The sequence below is a fragment of the Amycolatopsis camponoti genome (assembly GCF_902497555.1).
GTDB classification, from domain to species: Bacteria; Actinomycetota; Actinomycetes; order Mycobacteriales; family Pseudonocardiaceae; genus Amycolatopsis; species Amycolatopsis camponoti.
In genome coordinates, this window is sequence record NZ_CABVGP010000003.1 from 710,513 (window position 1) to 727,669 (window position 17,157).

Genomic DNA, 17,157 nt, shown 5'->3' on the forward strand with positions numbered 1-17,157 from the left:
TTATATGGAGACGACTATTCCGGTTTCGGACGGAACCATCGGCGGCTACCTGGCGGAGCCCGCGGGCGAGGGACCACACCCGGGCGTGGTGCTCATCCACGACGCGTTCGGGCTGAGCCAGGACACGAAGAACATCACCGACCGCTTCGCCGCCGAGGGCTACCTCGCGCTGAGCCCCGACCTGTACTCGCGCGGCGGTTTTCGCCGGTGCGTGCGCCGCGTGTTCTCGGACATGTTCGCGAACCAGGGCCGGTCGTTCGACGACATCGAGGCGTCGCGCGCGCTCCTGGCGGGCCGCGCGGACTGCTCGGGCCGGGTCGGCATCGCCGGGTTCTGCATGGGCGGCGGCTTCGCGCTCGTCGCGGCGTCGCGCGGCTTCGAGGCGTCGGCGCCGTACTACGGGCAGCTGCCGAAGAACCTGTCGGTCCTCGACGACGCGTGCCCGATCGTCGGGAGCTTCGGCAAGAAGGACTTCTCGCTGCGCGGCGCGGCGGCGAAGCTCGAGACGGCGCTCACCGAGCGTCAGATCCCGCACGACGTCAAGGAATACGAGGGGGCGAGCCACGGGTTCGCCAACAAGGTCGAGGTCGCGCCGCCGTTGAACCTGCTGCTCAAGGTCGTCGGGTTCACCTACCACCACGAGGCGTCCGAAGACGCGTGGCGCCGAGTGACGTCTTTCTTCGGCGAACACCTGCAGCAACCGGCCCGACCTTCGCACTGAGCCGAGCGGGCTAGCGTTTCTGCTGAACGGCTGTAGTTGATTGACCGTTGTGCCCGAATCGCTTTATGGTCTAGACCACGTCTTCCCCGGACGTGCTCGTTCGTCCTCCCTCCGGAACACCGCCGTTCCCCCTCGAGGAGCCGAAATGACCCTGAAGCGAAAGCTCTTCGCGGCCGCAGCCGGTGCTCTCCTCGCCCCGGTGCTGGTCGTCGTCCTCCCCGCCACCTCCGCGAGTGCCCACGGGTACATCTCCGATCCGCCCAGCCGGCAGGCCAACTGCGCGGCCGGGAAGGTCCCGAACTGCGGCCAGATCGTCTACGAACCCCAGAGCGTCGAAGGTCCCAAGGGCCTGCGCAGCTGCAACGCCGGGCTGACGCAGTTCGCCGAGCTGACCGACGAGTCGAAGCCCTGGCCGGCCAAGTCCGTCGGCACGTCGGTGACCTTCAACTGGGTGTTCACCGCCCGGCACGCCACGAAGAGCTACGAGTACTACGTCGGCAACACGCTCGTGGCGTCGTTCAACGGCAACAACCAGCAGCCACCGGCGACGGTTCAGCACACGGTGAACCTGTCCGGCTATTCCGGCCGGGTGAAGGTGCTGGCGATCTGGAACATCTCCGACACGGCCAACGCGTTCTACAGCTGCGTCGACCTCCAGATCGGCGGCGGCGGAACCCCGCCGCCGACCACCACGACCCCGCCCCCGACGACGACCCGCCCGCCGACGACGACCCCGACCACGCCGCCGTCGAGTGGCACGTGGGCGGCCGGAACGGCGTACAAGGCCGGCGACGTGGTCACCTACAACGGGGTGAGCTACCGCTGCCTCCAGCCGCACACGGCGATCGCGGGCTGGGAGCCGCCGAACACGCCTGCCTTGTGGCAGCGCCAGTGAGAGTGTGGCTGGCCGTCGTCGCGCTGCTGCTGACGGGCTGCAGCGCGACGGCGGCCCCACCCACGTACAACGCGGCCGACGTGATGTTCCTGCAGATGCTGATCCCCCAGAACCAGCAGGGCATCGAGATCGTCCGGCTGGCCGCGGACCACCCCCTGCCCCCGGCACTGAAGGAACTGGCGGCGGCGATCGAGTCGACCCAGCAGACCGAGATCACCGACATGAAGAACTGGCTGCGCGCGTGGGGTCAGCCCGAGGCGATGGACATGAACCCCCAGGCCCACGCGGGCCACGGCGGGATGAAGATGACCTCGCCGGACCTGGTGAGCACGCTCCGGGCGGCTCCCTCGGGTGAGTTCCCGCGCAAGTTCCTCGACGTCCTGACCGGCCAGCAGCAGGGAGCGGTCGAGCTGGCCCAGACGGAGAACGGAGCGAGCGGCGGGGTGAACGCCCAAGCCCGCGACCTGGCCCGGCGGGTCATCGAGTCGCGGAGTGCCGAAGTGAAGCAGCTGTTGAACTTCAAGGTTTGACGTCCCCGCGGCCCCGGGGTGCCGGCCGCGGGCAGCCCCCTGCCCGGCTGCTCGCGACCGGTGCGTTTTCTTCTCGCCGATCGCCGATCGCCGGTCGCTGAGCGCTGAGCGCCCGCGGTTCAGCCGTCTGCCCCGCCCCTTCACCGCGCCGATATTCGGTTGGCCATGCCTGCGCGCCGCGTTAGCCTCGTGATCATGAAGTTCTCCTTCGCCGTCTTCGCGAGGTTGCGTACCCGCCGCTGACGGCGGCGCACCGATCTCCTTTCCCTGCCCGCCGTTCCGGCCTTCGCCGGGCGGCCGCTTTCGTGCTGCCCGGCTCCCTCCAGAGCTGCGGAGCATCCCTTGCATTCCCTCCTGCCCGAACACGCCCACCTGCGCGCGGACCACGTCGGCGTCACGCTGGGCTCCCGCCGCGTCCTGCACGACGTGAGCGTCACCGTTTCGGCCCCGTCCCGGCTGGCGATCGTCGGCGAGAACGGGCGCGGCAAGACCACGCTGCTGCACGTCCTCGCCGGACTCCGGACGCCCGACCACGGCACCGTCCACCGGACGGGCACGGTCGGCGTCGCCCGGCAGGCGCTGCCGTTCCGGTCCGGCGAAACCGTCGGCACGCTGACCACCGAGGCGTTGCGCGAAGCCCACGAAGCCTTGCGGGCGCTCGACGCGGCGGTTTCGGACTTCGACGAAGACCACTACGCAGCCGCGCTGGAGGCGGCGACCCGCCTCGACGCGTGGGACGCCGAACGCCGCGTCGACGTCGCCCTCGAAGCCCTCGGCGCGTGCGCCGACCGGACGCGCGAACTGGGCACGCTCTCGGTCGGGCAGCGCTACCGCGTCCGGCTGGCCTGCCTGCTCGGCGCGCGGCACGACTTCCTGCTGCTCGACGAGCCCGGCAACCACCTCGACGCCGACGGCCTCGCGTTCCTCACCGACCGCCTGCGCGGCCACGACGGCGGCGTCGCGCTGGTCAGTCACGACCGTGCGCTGCTCAGCGACGTCGCGACCGAGTTCCTCGACCTCGACCCCAGCCAGGACGGCCGCCCGCGCAGCTACGCCGGCGGCTACCAGGCCTGGCAGGACGGCCGCCGCCGTGACCGCGAACGTTGGCTGCGGGAGTTCGAGGAACAGCAGGACACGCACCGGCAACTGACGCTCGCGGTGACGCAGGCACGCGACCGGCTCAGCACGAGCTGGCGACCGGACAAGGGCACCGGACGGCACCAGCGCCAGTCCCGCGCCCCCGGCGTCGTCCAAGCGCTCAACCGGGAACGGGCGGCGCTCGAGGCGCACCGCGTGACCGTGCCCGAGCCGCCGTTGTCGTTGCGGTGGCCCGATCTCGGCTCCGGCGCTCAGGCGCTGGTCCGCCTGCACGACGTCGGCGTCGCCGGCCGCCTCGCCAGCCCGGTGACGCTGTCGCTCGACCGCGGCGACCGGCTGCTCGTCACCGGCGAGAACGGCGCGGGCAAGTCGACGCTGCTGTCGGCGCTCGCCGGCGAGCTCACGCCGACGACGGGGTCGGTCCGGCACCTGCCCGGTGCGAAAGTGGCGTTGATCGGCCAGGAAGTCCCCGCGTGGCCGGAAGAAGTCACCGCTCGCCGGTTGTTCGAGCGCGCGGGCGTCCCGTTTTCGGCCATGGGCCTGCTCGACGCGGAAGCCCTGCGGACCCCGGTCGGCCGCATGTCCCAGGGTCAGCAGCGGCGGCTCGACCTGGCACTGCGGCTGGCCGGACGCCCGGACGTCCTCGTCTTCGACGAGCCGACCAACCACCTGTCGGCCGTGCTCGTCGAGGAGCTGACCGAGGCTTTGCTCAAGACCCCGGCCGCGGTGGTCGTGGCGACGCACGACCGCCGGATGCTGACGGATCTCGCGACCTGGCCCCGGCTGCACCTCTACTGTGCCGATCGTTACCAATCCGACCACAGCCACGGCCGAACGGCTTCGTAGCAACGACTACGTGCCGCGGCGGGGTCGGCCTACCTTTGGCTGGATCGGTAACGCACGAAGGCCTCCCCGGTCACCCGGGGAGGCCTTCGGTACGTCGGAAAGTCAGCGGCGCTTGGGACGCCAGACGACCATCGCGGTCTGCTGGTTGAGCGGCACCAGGTCCCGGCGGTAGGACGCGTGCGCCGCCGCGGCGGCCTGTTCGCCCGCGACGTACGCCGCGGCCAGTTCCTCGGTCAGCTCCGCGAGCCGGGCCCGCAGCGCGTCGACCTGGTTCTCCAGCTCGATGATGCGCTTGATGCCGGCCAGGTTGACGCCGTCCTCCTGCGACAGGCGCTGGACTTCGCGCAGCAGCGCGATGTCCCGCATCGAGTAGCGCCGCCCGCCCCCGGAGGTGCGGCCCGGTGACACCAGGCCCTGCCGGTCGTAGGTGCGCAACGTCTGCGCGTGCATCCCGGCGAGCTGGGCCGCCACCGAGATGACGAACACCGGGGTCTCTTCGTCGCCTTCCTGGGGGATCCCGCCGAACATCCCACTCACCTGCCTTCGAGCAGCTCAGTGATCTCGGGCCGGGGGTCGTGCCCGGCCATCGACTCGGCGTACGCCTGCAGTGCTTCGCGCGCCTTGTCGTCCAGTTTGGCGGGAATCGCCGCCTGGAGGGTGACGAGCAGGTCACCCTGCGAACCGTCACGCTTGGCGATGCCCTTGCCGCGCACGCGCAGCACCCGCCCGCTCGCGGTGCCGGGCGGCACCTTGAGCGAGACCTTGCCCTCGAGCGTCGGCACCGTGATCGTGGTGCCGAGCGTGAGTTCGGTGAAGTCGACCGGGACGGTGATCGTCAGGTCGAGCCCCTTGCGCCCGAACAAGGCGTGCGGGGCCACGTGCACCCGGACGTACAGGTCGCCCGCCTGCGCGCCACCCCGGCCCGGCTCGCCCTGGCCGGCCAGCCGGATCCGCTGGTCGTCGTCGACGCCCGACGGGATCCGGACGGTCAGCGTGCGGGTCCGCGTGCTGACGCCTTCGCCGCCGCACTCGGGGCACGGGTCGTCGATGATCTGCCCGCGTCCACGGCAGTCGCGGCACGGCTCCGAGAACGCGAACGCGCCCTGACTGCGGCTGACCAGCCCCGAACCGGAGCAGGTCGGGCAGGTCCGCGGCGAGGTGCCCGGCTTCGCGCCGTTGCCGCCACACGTCGAACAGGTCGCCGGGCTCGACAGCCGCAGCGGCAGGGTCGCGCCCTTGACCGCCTCGGTGAAGTCGATCCGGACGTCCGTTTCGACGTCGGCCCCGCGCTGCGGCCGGTTCGCCGTCGCGCCCGCCGTCGTCCGGCCACGGCCGAACAGCCCGCCGAGGATGTCGCCGAGCCCGCCGAAACCGCCCTGCTGACCGGCGCCGGCCTGGCCGAAGATGTCGCCGACGTCGAAGCTGCCGGTGCCGCCGCCACCGGGGAAGTTGAACCCGCCCCCGCCGCCGAACAGCCGCCGCGCCTCGTCGTACTCCTTGCGCTTGCTCGCGTCGGAGAGCACGCCGTAGGCCTCGGAGACCGCCTTGAACTTCTGCTCCGCCTGGGCGTTGCCGGCGTTCGCGTCCGGGTGGTTCTCCTTGGCCAGCTTGCGGTAGGCCTTCTTGATCTCGTCCTGGGTGGCGTCGGAGGAGACGCCCAGTTCACGGTAGAAGTCCTTACCGACCCATTCCCGAGCACTCATCGGGCGCCTCCTCCTTCCAGGTGAACCGGATACTGCTTACTGCTGCTGGTCATCGAGTCCGCCGCCGAGTGGCAGCTCGCCACCGACGGGCGGGTGCTCCGCCGGGCCGCCGGGCTCGTGGTCGGTGACCCCGACCAGCGCCGCCCGCAGGACCCGGTCGCCGAAGCGGTAGCCGCGGCGCATGACCACGGTCACCGTCGGGCCCGCCACGTCCGGCGAGGTGTTGTGCTGCACGGCTTCGTGCACGCTCGGGTCGAAGGCCTCGCCTTCGCTGCCGAACGACTCGAGCCCCGCGCGCTGCAGGCCGCTGATCAGCTTGTCGCCGACGGCCTTGAACGCTCCGGTGAGGTCGCCGTGCTGCTCGGCCCGCTCGAGGTCGTCGAGCAGCGGCAGCAGGTCGTTCACCACGGTCGCCTTCGCGCCGAGCACGACCGCCTCGCGGTCACGCTCGACCCGCTTGCGGTAGTTGGCGTACTCAGCCTGCAGGCGCTGGAGGTCGGCGGTGCGCTCGGCCAGCTCCTTCTCGATGTCGGAGACAACCGACACCGAGTCGTCCACAATGGACTCGCCCAGCGAGGGGCCCGCGTGCTCCACGGGCTCCTCTTCCGGCTCCGGCGCGGCGTGGGCCGGACCGGGCGGGCGGACCTGCCCGGTCTGGGGGTCCACCCGCCGCCGATCCCGCACGACCACCGGCTCCTCGGGGCCGCGGCCCTGGCTCTCGGATTCGTCGTAGCTGTGGGTCACTTCTTCTCGTCCTCTTCGACGATCTCGGCGTCCACCACGTCATCGGCCTTGGCCTGGCCGCCGGCCGCACCGGCGTCGCCGCCGGCCGCACCCGAGGCACCGGCCGCACCGGCCGCCGCATCGGCGTTCGCGTTGGCGTACAGGGCGGTGCCCAGCTCCTGCGAAGCGGTGTTCAGCTTCTCGATCGACTCACGGATCTTCGCCGAGTCGGTGCCCTTCAGCGCCTCGTTCGACTCGTCGATCGCGGACTTGACCTTGCCCTTGAGGTCCTCGGGCAGCTTGTCGTCGTTGTCCTTGAGGAACTTCTCGGTCTGGTAGACCAGCGTCTCCGCCTGGTTGCGGGTCTCGGCCTCTTCGCGACGGGTCTTGTCCTCCTCGGCGTGCGCCTCGGCGTCCTTGACCATCCGCTCGATGTCGTCCTTCGGCAGCGCGGAGCCACCGGTGATCGTCATCGACTGCTCCTTGTTCGTGCCCAGGTCCTTGGCCAGGACGTGCACGATGCCGTTCGCGTCGATGTCGAAGGTGACCTCGATCTGCGGCACGCCACGCGGGGCGGGCGGGAGACCGGTCAGCTCGAACATGCCGAGCTTCTTGTTGTGCGCGGCGATCTCGCGCTCACCCTGGAACACCTGGATCTGCACCGACGGCTGGTTGTCGTCCGCGGTGGAGAAGATCTCCGAGCGCTTGGTCGGGATCGTGGTGTTGCGCTCGATGAGCTTGGTGAACACGCCACCCTTGGTCTCGATGCCCAGCGACAGCGGCGTGACGTCCAGCAGCAGGACGTCCTTGACCTCGCCCTTGAGGACACCGGCCTGCAGCGCAGCGCCGACCGCGACGACCTCGTCCGGGTTCACGCCCTTGTTCGGCTCGCGGCCGCCGGTCAGCTCCTTGACCAGGTCCGACACGGCCGGCATGCGGGTGGAACCACCGACGAGCACGACGTGGTCGATGTCGCCGACGGCGATGCCCGCGTCGCGGATCACGTTGTTGAACGGGTTCCGGGTGCGCTCGAGCAGGTCCGAGGTGATCTTCTGGAACTCGGCGCGCGAGAGCTGCTCGTCGAGGAACAGCGGGTTCTTGTCGGCGTCGACCGTGATGTACGGCAGGTTGATGCCGGCCGAGTTCGAGCTGGACAGCTCGATCTTCGCCTTCTCCGCCGCCTCACGGATGCGCTGCAGCGCCATCTTGTCCTTGGTGAGGTCGATGCCGTTCGTGGCCTTGAACTTGTCGACCAGCCACTTGACGATGCGCTCGTCCCAGTCGTCGCCACCGAGGTGGTTGTCACCGGAGGTCGCGCGGACCTCGACGACGCCCTCGCCGATCTCCAGCAGCGAGACGTCGAAGGTGCCGCCACCGAGGTCGAAGACCAGGATGGTCTGTTCCTTCTCGCCCTTGTCCAGGCCGTACGCCAGCGCGGCGGCGGTCGGCTCGTTGACGATGCGGAGCACGTTCAGGCCGGCGATCTGCCCGGCCTCCTTGGTGGCCTGCCGCTGCGCGTCCTCGAAGTACGCCGGGACGGTGATCACCGCGTCGGTGATGGTCTCGCCCAGGTACGCCTCGGCGTCGCGCTTGAGCTTCATCAGCACCCGGGCGCTGATCTCCTGCGACGTGTAGTTCTTGCCGTCGATCTCGGTCTTCCAGTCGGTGCCGATGTGCCGCTTCACGGACCGGATCGTCCGGTCGACGTTCGTCACGGCCTGGTTCTTCGCCGGCTGACCGGTCAGCACTTCGCCGTTCTTGGCGAAGGCGACGATCGAAGGGGTGGTCCGGGAGCCTTCAGAGTTGGCGATGACCGTCGGCTCGCCGCCCTCAAGGACGGCTACGACCGAGTTGGTCGTGCCGAGGTCGATGCCGACCGCTCGCGCCATGGTGCTTTCCTCCTGTGTAAGCCTGCTGTGTACGTGACCTGCACGTTCTTCCTCGCCTTGAGCGAGGCTCTGGCAAGTTTAGTCGGGCCCTCGTACGCCTCGTCAAGTCGTACTTGAGTCGACCGCACTCAACCTTCGTACCCAGCCTAACGAGCCGGTCCGGGTTCTTGTTCCCGGGTTCAGCGGCAGATCGGGCTCGGAGCGGGTGTGACACCCCTCACCAGGTACTCCACCTCCACCGCGCGGGCGCACGCCGAGTTGAACAGGCCCGTGTGGCCGTCACCGGCACGCGTCAGCAGGGCCGAGCCGTCGATGCTCGCGGCCAGGCCGCGGGCCCAGGCCGGCGGCGTCGCCGGGTCGTGAGCGCCGCCGACCACCAGGATCGGCGGGGCGCCGTGGACCGGGTGGGGCTGCGGCGGGTTCTTCGCCGGGACCGGCCAGCCCGTGCAGCCGCTGACGAAGTCCCAGTACTCGGAATACCGCCAGCTGTGCGGCGCCACCGCGCGGACCAGCCCGGCCAGCACCCCCATGTCCGCCGGCCCGGTGAACGGCGACGGGAAGTCGTGGCAGCCGATCGCCCGGTACGCCCCGTAGATCGGGGACAGGAACTGGTTCCGCTCGGTGAGCCCACGGGCGTCCGGGAACTCGCCGCCGGCCGCGGCCAGCGCCTTGCCCAGCGCCGGCCACTCCTCGCGGAGGTAAAGGTGGTTGTAGACGCCCGCCGAGATCTCGTCGGCCGTCGCCGAACGGCCCAGGTCGCTCGCCCACACCGCACCGCGCGCCGCCCGGGCCACGACGTCGTCGTAGAAGCGGAGGACATCACGCCCTCGCAACGCGCAGTCGGCCGAGCCGCGGCACCAGTCCGCGAACCGGACCAGCGCGTCCTCGGTGGCCGCCGCCTCTTCGAGGATCGCCTGGCGCAGCGGCCGGGCGTGGTCGACGGCGCCGTCGAACACCATCGCCCGCACCCGGCCGGGGTGCTTCGACGCGTAGACCGCGCCCAGCTCGGTGCCGTACGACAGGCCCAGCCACGAGATCTTCGGCTCGCCGAGCGCCGCGCGGATCGTCTCGATGTCCTCGGCCGCGCTCTGCGTGTCCGCGTTCGCCAGCAACGGCCCGGTCCGGGCCACGCAGTCTTCGCCCGCCGCACGGTTGTGCGCCACCAGCGCGTCGAACCCCCGCCGGGACGACGGGAACCGGTCGAGCGCCGGATCGAACAACGTCGCCGGGTCACACGTGATGCGGGGCGTGCTGAACCAGTCGCCGCGCGGGTCGAAGCCCACGACGTCGAAGCTCTGCCGCAGCCGCGCGAGATCCGGCGACGCCAGACCACCGAACTGCACGAACCCGACGCCGGAGCCACCCGGCCCGCCCGGGTTCACCAGCAGCGAGCCGATCCGATGCGCTTGATCGGCCGCCGGCAACCGCGCCAGCGCGAGCCGCGCCGATCCCAGCTGCGGTCGCGCGCGGTCGATCGGTACGTCGACCGTCGCGCACTCGGCCGTCGGTTCCTGCTGTGTCGCACACGCGTGCCACACCAGCGACGAAGACGCTGAAGCGACCGCCGGCACGACCCCCATGACCACGACCGCCGCGATGACCGCGACGACCCGGCGCACGTCCATGACTTGTTTCCTCCCCCTGCACGCCGTCCTTCGGCGCACCCCATTCCTAACAGCGACCCCCGACAGTTCAGGAGCGGCGGCCGGTCCAGGAAGACAGGAAGAAGTCCGAGTTTCCTTGCTGCACAACGATTTCTGCCGGAGTACCGACCCAGGAAGTCACTCGATAGTGGGAATCCGCGGCGACCGGCACCCCCTGCGCCGGCGCCACGGACCCCTCCCCCCGCGTGAATCCCACGACGCCGAACATCGCGACGGCACCCAGCAGCGCGGCCGCCAGCACGCGCCGTTCGATCTTGCCCATGTGAAAAGCCCCCGTAGTAAGGAAAAGGTCAGGCCGCGCGGACCGTGACGCTGCCGCTTTCGGTCGTGAGGTCGAGCGTGTTGGGCGCGGAGCCGTCGGTCCGGACGTCGATGTTCCGGCGCCCGCTGTCGCTGTCGCCGACGACGCGGTAAGGCCCGCCCGGCACCTCGACGTCGACGCTTCCGCTGTCCGCCTTGATCTTGACGTTGTTCGCCTGCACCAACGAAAAGTCGACGCTGCCGCTCGACGACGTCACGTCGACCGGGCCCCGCACGCCTTCGGCCTTGATGCGGCCCGAGTCGGCGTGCACCTGGACCTCGCCGACGTCCGACAGGTCGATCCCGCCGCTCTCCAGCCGCAGCTTCACCAGGCCGGGCACGTCTTCGACGCGCGCGTGCCCGGAGTCCGCCTGGACGTCCACGCTCGCCACCCCGGCGACGTCCAGCCCGCCCGAGTCCAGCCGGCCGGTCACCGGCACCCCGGCGGGGACGACGACCTCGAAGTCGACCGAGCAGTTGCTCCCGCAGTCGGTGAGCACGAGCTGGTCGCCGTCGACGCGGAAGAAGGTGTCACCGGGCTTGCTGCGCCAGTGGTAGTTGATTTTTTCGTGCACCGTCGACGGTCCCGTCCCGGTGCGGATCTTCACCGAACCCGAGTCGCCTTCCAGCTTCACGCTGCGGATCGTCTCCGAGAGGGTCTTGCTGTTGTCGAAGTCCGATCCCCAGCCCCAGCCGAACGCGGTCGCCAGGCCGACGCCGATCAGGACGATGCCACCCAGAGCCAGAAGCGGGCGCGCCATGGTCGTTCCCCTCAGTTGTTTCCTCTGCGTGAGAAACGTTATGGCCGGGTGAGGGGCGCGCACATGGGGGTAACCCCCCGAAAGACCCTGAGATCCGTCCCTGACACGCAGGGGTGGCTCGGGGGGCTTAACCTGGCGCCAGGCTCAGTTTCGTGATCAGGAGGATCCATGCCGCAAGCACCCGGCCCGTACGAATCCCTGCCCGACGTGCCGTCCTTCACCCTCCGCAGCACCGACGTCGCCGACGGCGAAACCTTGGCCACGCCCCACCTCTCGGGCATCTTCGGCGCCGGCGGCGAGGACCGCTCGCCGCAGCTGGCCTGGGAAGGCTTCCCGGCGGAGACGAAGAGCTTCGCGGTCACGTGCTACGACCCGGACGCCCCGACCGGCAGCGGCTTCTGGCACTGGGCGGTGTTCAACATCCCGCCGTCGGTGACGGAGCTGGCCTCCGGCGCGGGCGACGGCTCAGGTCTGCCGGAAGGCGCGGTGACGCTCAAGGGCGACGGCGGCGTCAAGCAGTTCCTCGGCGCGGCGCCCCCGCCCGGCCACGGCCCGCACCGCTATTACTTCGCGGTGCACGCGCTCGACGTCGACAAGCTGGACGTCCCGGAGGACGCGACCCCGGCGTTCCTCGGCTTCAACATGTTCGGCCACACGCTGGCTCGCGCGATGATCACGCCGGTGTACGAGAACAAGGGCTGAGTTCTTTCGGGACGGGCCCGGCGCTGTCGCGGATCGGCAACGGCGCCGGGCCCGTTTTTGTCGGTGGGCGATGACACACTGCGGTCATGTCACCACCGATAGCGACACCCCGGTCGAGAGCGCTGGGGTTCGGGTTGCGGAAGACGCGCCAGGAGCGCGGGTTCGGGCTGCGCCAGCTGGCCCGGGCCACCGGCGTGCACCCGGCGGAGCTGTCCAACTGGGAGCTGGGGCTGCGGGTGCCCAAGGTCGAGGAGGTCGCGCTCCTGCTCGGGCAGCTGCGGGTGGACGTGACCGAGCGGGAGCGGCTGTTCGAGCTGGCCGAGCACGCGCGGGAACCGAACTGGCTGGAGAAGGAGATGCCGGACGCCCCGGCGATCCTCACGACGCTGGCCGAGTACGAGCGCACCGCGGTTTCGATCTTCAGCTGGCAGCCGATGGTCGTGCACGGGCTGCTGCAGACGCCGGACTACGCGCGGGCGATCCTGGCGTACGGCGGCTCTCCCGCGCAGCTGGTGGAACAGCGGCTGCGGGTGCGCAAGATCCGCCAGACGGCGATCCGGGAGTACCGCGCGCCCGAATGCTCCTTCCTGCTCGGCGAAATCGCGCTCCGGCAGCCGATCGGAGGTCGGGAGATCCTGCTCGACCAGCTCCGGCACCTGCTCGAGCTGCCGCGCAGACTCGCGGTGCGGATCGTCCCCTTCGGCGGCGACTTCCACCCCGGCCTCAACGGTTCCTTCGCCGTATTGGAGTACTCCGACCTGCCCTCCATCGTCTTCCTGGACCAGCATCGCGGGAGCGCCTACATCTACGATGACGATCAGGTGGCGGACTACAAGTCGGCTGCGAAAACGATGGCGTCCCTCGCCTTGAGCGCAGATGAATCGCGCGCGTTCATCGAGGGGGTGATCACCGAACTGGAGGCCTGACGTGACCTGGCGGAAGTCGAGCTACAGCGGGCAAGAGGCCGATTGCGTGGAGGTTGCGCTCGCTCAGGTGGTGCGGATCCGTGACACGAAGGACCGCCCGGGCGGAACGCTCGAAATCTCCACCCGATCGTGGGACGCCTTCCTACGCCTCAGCGCAGCGACTCCGCGTTGACGCCCTCGCGCTCCAAGTAGCGGCCCTTGGTGTGCTCACCGAAGCCGAACTGGCGGTACAGCCCGTGCGCGTCGGCGGTGTGCAGCATCCAGCGGAAGCCCGCGCCGGGCCCGTTGTCGATCATCTCCCGCACGATCTCCTTGCCGAGACCGGTTCCCCGCGCGGAGTCGACGACGAAGACGTCGGCCAGGTACGCCGAAGACACCCCGTCGGAGAAGGCACGGGCGAAGCCGACCAGCTCGTCACCGCGGTAGGCGCCGACGACCCGCCACGACCCGTCGATCGCGGCCTCGACCTGCGCACGCGTCCGCCACCGGCCCCAGTAGGCCTCCGTCGACAAGAACTTCCACACCACGTCGAGGTCCAGCCGCGCGCGATCGTCGTCCAGCTCGTACTCACCGAAGGTCCGCATGCCCGGAAGCTAACCCAGGCTGCTCGATCAGCCCCACTGATATTTGAGGAACTTCCCGTCCATGGTGACGACGACGCGCTCGCCTCCCGGGTCTTCGCGCCGCGAGACGTCGAGCTTGAAGTTGATCGCGCTCATGATCCCGTCGCCGAACTGCTCGTGGATGAGCTCCTTGATCGTCGGCCCGTAGACCTGCAGGACCTCGTAGAAGCGGTAGATCGTCGGATCGGTGGGGACCACGTCGTCGAGGGCGCCGCGCGTGGGCTGCAGCCGCAACGCGGCTTCGGCGTCGGTGTTCAGCTCCAGGACCTGCGCGGCCTTCGCGGCCAGTTCGGCCGGCACGGGGTGCTGGCCGAGCAGCGCGGACGTCGTCCACGCGAGCGGGGCGTCGAGGGTCTCGGCGAGCTGGGCCCAGCTGAGCCCGAGGCGGGTCTTGGCGGCGAGAACGGCTTCGGCGGCTTCCTGCTTCGTCGTCATGCGCCGACGCTAGAGCCGGGGTGTTTCAACGCGGTTTCATCAGGTAGTCCACGACGGGACGCAGCTCGTCCGCGGACGGCGGCTCGTCGTCGATCAGGCCCTGGATCAGCAGCCCGTCGATGCCCGCGAGGAACACCCGGAACGCCACTTCGTCGTCGTGGCGGACCATCGACGTCAGGACGTCCAGCCAGCGCCGCGCGGCCGGGCGCAGCTCCGGCTTCCGCGCCGCCAGCAGGTACAGCTCGTACTCGGCCATCGTCCGCCCGCGCCGCGGCCCCAAGGCCTCCGCGAGCAGGCCCGCGACCTCCGAAGCACCACGCGAACCGCGGGACCGGGCCCGGTCGATCATCCAGTAGACCTCGGTCGCCATGTCCCGGGCGCACGAGATGAGTGTCGCGATGAGCAGGTCGTCGAGCGACGAGAAGTGGTAGGTCGTGGACGTCGTCGGCACGCCGGCCTCGGCCGCGACGATCCGGTGCGTGACGCCGGCGACGCCGTCGCGCTCGATCACCCGCAGCGTCGCCTCGATGATCTCCGCGCGCCGCTTGTCGCCGCGGGCCTTGCGGCCGTCGACCTGCAGTTTCACGTCGACGCACTCCCGATTTCGATCAGCACCACGCCACCGATGACCAACGCCAGCCCGGCGATCATCGCCGCGTTGACCGGTTCCTTCAGGAACACGACGCCGACGATCGCGACCAGGGCGACGCCGGCCGCGGCCCAGATCGCATACGCGACCCCGATCGGCAACCCCAGCTTCAGCACGTACGACAGCGCCACGAACGCCACGGCGTACCCGGCCACGACGACGATCGACGGCCCGAGCTTGGAGAAGCCCTCGGAGAGCTTCAGCGAGACCGTCGCGGAGACCTCGGCCGCGATCGCCAGCGCGAGTAGAAGGTACGCACCCATAGGGTGAAAACTACCTGAACGATCGTCCCGAAACAAAGAGCGACGTACACCACATCGGTGGGACTTAAGGCCACTCAACGGGTTACTGATCAGTAAGGAAGGTTAGTCTCCCGGCACCACCACTGCTTTGATCACTGCAGCATCCGACTGCAGCACCCGGACGAAAGGCACCCGAACGATGGGCGCTCTGCAACTGACGCTCGGCGGGATCTCCGTCGTGCTCGGCCTCGTCGCCTGGGGCATGTTCGCCGCGACGATCGCCCGTTTCGTGCGGGTGATCCGCCTCGGGCAGCCCGACTCGACGCGCAACGGGCCCTTTGTGCCGCGCATGAAGACGCTGATCAAGGAGTTCGCCGCGCACACGCGGATGAACCGCAAGCGCAGCGTCGGTCCCGCGCACTGGCTCGTCATGTGGGGCTTCCTGCTCGGCTCGCTGGCCCTGTTCGAGGCCTACGGCGAAGTCTTCGTCCCGAGCTGGGGCTGGCCGATCCTCGACGACTTCCCGCCGTTCCAGCTGCTCATGGAGCTGCTCGGGGTCGGCACGATCGTCGGCATCCTGGTGCTGATGGCGATCCGCCAGCGCAACCACCCGCGCCGCGCCGACCGCCAGAGCCGCTTCCAAGGCTCCAACTTCAAGTGGGCCTACTTCATCGAGGCCGTCGTCCTGATCGAGGGCATCGGCATCATCGGCGTCCGCGCCGCGAAGGCCGCGCTCGGCGCGCACGAGACGCCGACGTGGGCCGCCTTCGTCTCGAACCCGATCGGCGAGCTGCTGCCGGCCAGCCCGAACCTGGTCACGGTGTTCGCGTTCGTCAAGCTGATGAGCGCCACCGTCTGGCTGATCGTCGTCGCGCGCACGATGACCATGGGCATCGCCTGGCACCGCTTCAGCGCGTTCTTCAACATCTACTTCAAGCGCGAGGCCGACGGCGGCGTCGCGCTGGGCGCCCTCAAGCCGATGATGAGCGGCGGCAAGGTCCTCGACCTCGAGGAAGCCGACCCGGACGAGGACACCTTCGGCGTCGGCAAGATCGAGGACTTCAGCTGGAAGGGCTGGCTGGACTTCTCGACGTGCACCGAATGCGGCCGCTGCCAGGAGCAGTGCCCCGCGTGGAACACGGGCAAGCCGTTGTCGCCGAAGCTGCTCATCACGCAGCTGCGTGACCACGCCTACGCCAAGGCGCCGTACCTGATGGCCGGCGGCAAGCGCGACATGGCGGGCGACGAGGTCGGCCTGTCCGGGGACAACATGTACGCCGGCATCGACGTCCTCGCGATCGCCGAGTCGCAGAAGGCCCTGATCGGCGACGACGGCGGCGTCATCGACCCCGACGTCCTGTGGTCCTGCACCAGCTGCGGCGCCTGCGTCGAGCAGTGCCCGGTCGACATCGAGCACGTCGACCACATCGTGGACATGCGCCGCTACCAGGTGATGATCGAGTCGTCGTTCCCCAGCGAGCTGAACGGCATGTTCAAGAACCTGGAGAACAAGGGCAACCCGTGGGGCCAGAACGCCAAGGACCGGCTGGCCTGGACCGAGGACCTGGACTTCGAGGTCCCGGTGTTCGACGGCGACATGGGCGACGCCGAGTACCTGTTCTGGGTCGGCTGCGCTGGCGCTTTCGAGGACCGCGCGAAGAAGACGACCCGCGCGGTCGCCGAGCTGCTGCACATGGCCGACGTCAAGTACAAGGTGCTCGGCTCGGAGGAGTCCTGCACCGGTGACCCGGCGCGCCGAGCGGGCAACGAGTTCCTGTTCCAGATGCTGGCGCAGCAGAACGTCGAGGTCCTGAACTCGGTGTTCGAGGGACGGGAGCGCAAGGCGCGCAAGGTCGTCGTGACCTGTGCGCACTGCTTCAACACCCTGGCCAACGAGTACCCGGAGCTGGGCGGCCAGTTCGACGTCGTGCACCACACCCAGCTGCTGAACCGCCTGGTTCGCGAGAAGCAGCTGGTGCCGGTGGCGCCGGTCGCCGAGGACGTCACCTACCACGACCCGTGCTACCTCGGCCGCCACAACAAGGTGTACGAGGCGCCGCGCGAGCTCGTCGGCGCGACCGGCGCGCGGCTGCGCGAGATGCCGCGGCACGGCGACAAGTCGATGTGCTGCGGCGCCGGCGGCGCGCGGATGTGGATGGAAGAGAAGATCGGCAAGCGGATCAACGTCGAGCGCGTCGACGAGGCGCTCGGCACCGCGCCGTCGAAGATCGCGACCGGCTGCCCGTTCTGCAAGGTGATGCTGAACGACGGCCTCACGGCTCGCCAGGCCGACGGCGGCGCGAGCGAGAAGGTCGAGATCGTCGACGTCGCGCAGATGCTGCTCGAGTCGGTGAAGCGCAAGCCGGAGCCGAAGCCGATCGCCCTCGGAGCGCCGTCGCTCGCAGAAGAGTGACATAGATCGGAAATGTGCACGGCCCCGGTCAGGACTT

Annotated in this window: 19 protein-coding genes; 8 read left to right on the forward strand and 11 right to left on the reverse strand. The window is 69.7% G+C overall.

All coding sequences use genetic code 11. From position 1 onward, the window contains the following. Positions 1-4: 4 nt before the first annotated feature. The 4 genes from AA23TX_RS39805 (at position 5) to AA23TX_RS39820 (ending at position 4,090) form a co-directional block, all read left to right on the forward strand. Positions 5-721 (forward strand): dienelactone hydrolase family protein, encoded by a 717-nt coding sequence (locus AA23TX_RS39805; RefSeq protein ID WP_155548120.1) that lies wholly within the window; start codon positions 5-7, stop codon positions 719-721. Positions 722-866: 145 nt separating this feature from the next. After that, a complete protein-coding gene (locus AA23TX_RS39810) occupies positions 867-1,616 on the forward strand; it encodes a lytic polysaccharide monooxygenase (protein WP_155548121.1) in 750 nt (249 codons plus the stop codon). Then, positions 1,613-2,146: a DUF305 domain-containing protein gene (locus tag AA23TX_RS39815; RefSeq protein WP_230863028.1), complete on the forward strand. Its 534-nt coding sequence runs from the start codon at positions 1,613-1,615 to the stop codon at positions 2,144-2,146. The genes AA23TX_RS39810 and AA23TX_RS39815 overlap by 4 nt, the downstream gene beginning before the upstream one ends. A 342-nt stretch (positions 2,147-2,488) precedes the next feature. Further along, the gene (locus tag AA23TX_RS39820; protein ID WP_155548122.1) at positions 2,489-4,090 is read left to right on the forward strand and encodes an ABC-F family ATP-binding cassette domain-containing protein; all 1,602 of its coding nucleotides are present in this window, start codon (positions 2,489-2,491) and stop codon (positions 4,088-4,090) included. A gap of 102 nt (positions 4,091-4,192) precedes the next feature. Here AA23TX_RS39820 and AA23TX_RS39825 read toward each other — a convergent pair whose 3' ends face one another. From AA23TX_RS39825 to AA23TX_RS39855, 7 genes are all read right to left on the reverse strand, one after another. Then, a complete protein-coding gene (locus AA23TX_RS39825; protein ID WP_155548123.1) occupies positions 4,193-4,618 on the reverse strand; it encodes a heat shock protein transcriptional repressor HspR in 426 nt (141 codons plus the stop codon). Positions 4,619-4,623: 5 nt separating this feature from the next. Then, a complete protein-coding gene (gene dnaJ, locus AA23TX_RS39830; RefSeq protein ID WP_155548124.1) occupies positions 4,624-5,793 on the reverse strand; it encodes a molecular chaperone DnaJ in 1,170 nt (389 codons plus the stop codon). A 36-nt stretch (positions 5,794-5,829) separates the two neighbouring features. Continuing rightward, positions 5,830-6,537 (reverse strand): nucleotide exchange factor GrpE, encoded by a 708-nt coding sequence (gene grpE, locus AA23TX_RS39835; protein WP_155548125.1) that lies wholly within the window; start codon positions 6,535-6,537, stop codon positions 5,830-5,832. Next, a complete protein-coding gene (gene dnaK, locus AA23TX_RS39840) occupies positions 6,534-8,405 on the reverse strand; it encodes a molecular chaperone DnaK (RefSeq protein WP_155548126.1) in 1,872 nt (623 codons plus the stop codon). Before dnaK ends, grpE begins: the two co-directional genes overlap by 4 nt. A gap of 179 nt (positions 8,406-8,584) precedes the next feature. Further along, entirely contained in the window at positions 8,585-10,030 is a 1,446-nt protein-coding gene (locus AA23TX_RS39845; protein ID WP_155548127.1) for an alpha/beta hydrolase, read from the reverse strand. Between the two features lie 67 nt (positions 10,031-10,097). After that, positions 10,098-10,331 (reverse strand): hypothetical protein, encoded by a 234-nt coding sequence (locus tag AA23TX_RS39850; protein WP_155548128.1) that lies wholly within the window; start codon positions 10,329-10,331, stop codon positions 10,098-10,100. Between the two features lie 28 nt (positions 10,332-10,359). Further along, positions 10,360-11,130 (reverse strand): DUF4097 family beta strand repeat-containing protein, encoded by a 771-nt coding sequence (locus AA23TX_RS39855; RefSeq protein WP_155548129.1) that lies wholly within the window; start codon positions 11,128-11,130, stop codon positions 10,360-10,362. A gap of 168 nt (positions 11,131-11,298) precedes the next feature. On the opposite strand from AA23TX_RS39855, the gene AA23TX_RS39860 reads away from it, so the two are divergent. The 3 genes from AA23TX_RS39860 to AA23TX_RS39870 all read left to right on the forward strand — a co-directional run bounded on the left by AA23TX_RS39860 (position 11,299) and on the right by AA23TX_RS39870 (position 12,930). Further along, a complete protein-coding gene (locus AA23TX_RS39860; protein WP_155548130.1) occupies positions 11,299-11,832 on the forward strand; it encodes a YbhB/YbcL family Raf kinase inhibitor-like protein in 534 nt (177 codons plus the stop codon). A gap of 86 nt (positions 11,833-11,918) precedes the next feature. Beyond that, positions 11,919-12,758: a helix-turn-helix domain-containing protein gene (locus AA23TX_RS39865; RefSeq protein ID WP_155548131.1), complete on the forward strand. Its 840-nt coding sequence runs from the start codon at positions 11,919-11,921 to the stop codon at positions 12,756-12,758. A 1-nt stretch (position 12,759) separates the two neighbouring features. Continuing rightward, positions 12,760-12,930, forward strand: coding sequence for a DUF397 domain-containing protein (locus AA23TX_RS39870; RefSeq protein WP_155548132.1), 171 nt, complete (start codon positions 12,760-12,762; stop codon positions 12,928-12,930). On the opposite strand, the gene AA23TX_RS39875 is transcribed toward AA23TX_RS39870, so the two are convergent. From AA23TX_RS39875 to AA23TX_RS39890, 4 genes are read right to left on the reverse strand one after another with little or no spacing between them, the layout of a single operon-like run. Continuing rightward, positions 12,908-13,342 carry a GNAT family N-acetyltransferase gene (locus AA23TX_RS39875; protein WP_155548133.1) on the reverse strand — a complete coding sequence of 145 codons (435 nt, stop codon included), beginning with the start codon at positions 13,340-13,342 and terminating at the stop codon, positions 12,908-12,910. The two genes, AA23TX_RS39870 and AA23TX_RS39875, sit on opposite strands and share 23 nt — an antisense overlap. A gap of 27 nt (positions 13,343-13,369) precedes the next feature. Beyond that, complete coding sequence (cynS, locus tag AA23TX_RS39880; protein ID WP_155548134.1) at positions 13,370-13,816, reverse strand: cyanase; 447 nt, start codon at positions 13,814-13,816, stop codon at positions 13,370-13,372. Positions 13,817-13,841: 25 nt separating this feature from the next. Next, positions 13,842-14,402, reverse strand: coding sequence for a TetR/AcrR family transcriptional regulator (locus AA23TX_RS39885; protein WP_155548135.1), 561 nt, complete (start codon positions 14,400-14,402; stop codon positions 13,842-13,844). After that, positions 14,399-14,728: a DMT family transporter gene (locus tag AA23TX_RS39890; protein ID WP_155548136.1), complete on the reverse strand. Its 330-nt coding sequence runs from the start codon at positions 14,726-14,728 to the stop codon at positions 14,399-14,401. Before AA23TX_RS39890 ends, AA23TX_RS39885 begins: the two co-directional genes overlap by 4 nt. Before the next feature lie 178 nt (positions 14,729-14,906). Here AA23TX_RS39890 and AA23TX_RS39895 point away from each other — a divergent pair, with 178 nt between their 5' ends. Then, positions 14,907-17,120: a (Fe-S)-binding protein gene (locus AA23TX_RS39895; RefSeq protein ID WP_155548137.1), complete on the forward strand. Its 2,214-nt coding sequence runs from the start codon at positions 14,907-14,909 to the stop codon at positions 17,118-17,120. Positions 17,121-17,157: the final 37 nt, after the last annotated feature.

Coding starts and splice junctions, on each gene's coding strand:
- AA23TX_RS39855 (WP_155548129.1), bottom strand. CDS start 11,130: ATGGCGCGCCCGCTTCTGGCTCTGGGTGGCATCGTCCTGATCGGCGTC.
- cynS (WP_155548134.1), bottom strand. CDS start 13,816: ATGACGACGAAGCAGGAAGCCGCCGAAGCCGTTCTCGCCGCCAAGACC.
- AA23TX_RS39875 (WP_155548133.1), bottom strand. CDS start 13,342: ATGCGGACCTTCGGTGAGTACGAGCTGGACGACGATCGCGCGCGGCTG.
- AA23TX_RS39805 (WP_155548120.1), top strand. CDS start 5: ATGGAGACGACTATTCCGGTTTCGGACGGAACCATCGGCGGCTACCTG.
- AA23TX_RS39810 (WP_155548121.1), top strand. CDS start 867: ATGACCCTGAAGCGAAAGCTCTTCGCGGCCGCAGCCGGTGCTCTCCTC.
- AA23TX_RS39890 (WP_155548136.1), bottom strand. CDS start 14,728: ATGGGTGCGTACCTTCTACTCGCGCTGGCGATCGCGGCCGAGGTCTCC.
- AA23TX_RS39860 (WP_155548130.1), top strand. CDS start 11,299: ATGCCGCAAGCACCCGGCCCGTACGAATCCCTGCCCGACGTGCCGTCC.
- AA23TX_RS39865 (WP_155548131.1), top strand. CDS start 11,919: ATGTCACCACCGATAGCGACACCCCGGTCGAGAGCGCTGGGGTTCGGG.
- AA23TX_RS39850 (WP_155548128.1), bottom strand. CDS start 10,331: ATGGGCAAGATCGAACGGCGCGTGCTGGCGGCCGCGCTGCTGGGTGCC.
- AA23TX_RS39895 (WP_155548137.1), top strand. CDS start 14,907: ATGGGCGCTCTGCAACTGACGCTCGGCGGGATCTCCGTCGTGCTCGGC.
- AA23TX_RS39825 (WP_155548123.1), bottom strand. CDS start 4,618: ATGTTCGGCGGGATCCCCCAGGAAGGCGACGAAGAGACCCCGGTGTTC.
- AA23TX_RS39845 (WP_155548127.1), bottom strand. CDS start 10,030: ATGGACGTGCGCCGGGTCGTCGCGGTCATCGCGGCGGTCGTGGTCATG.
- dnaK (WP_155548126.1), bottom strand. CDS start 8,405: ATGGCGCGAGCGGTCGGCATCGACCTCGGCACGACCAACTCGGTCGTA.
- dnaJ (WP_155548124.1), bottom strand. CDS start 5,793: ATGAGTGCTCGGGAATGGGTCGGTAAGGACTTCTACCGTGAACTGGGC.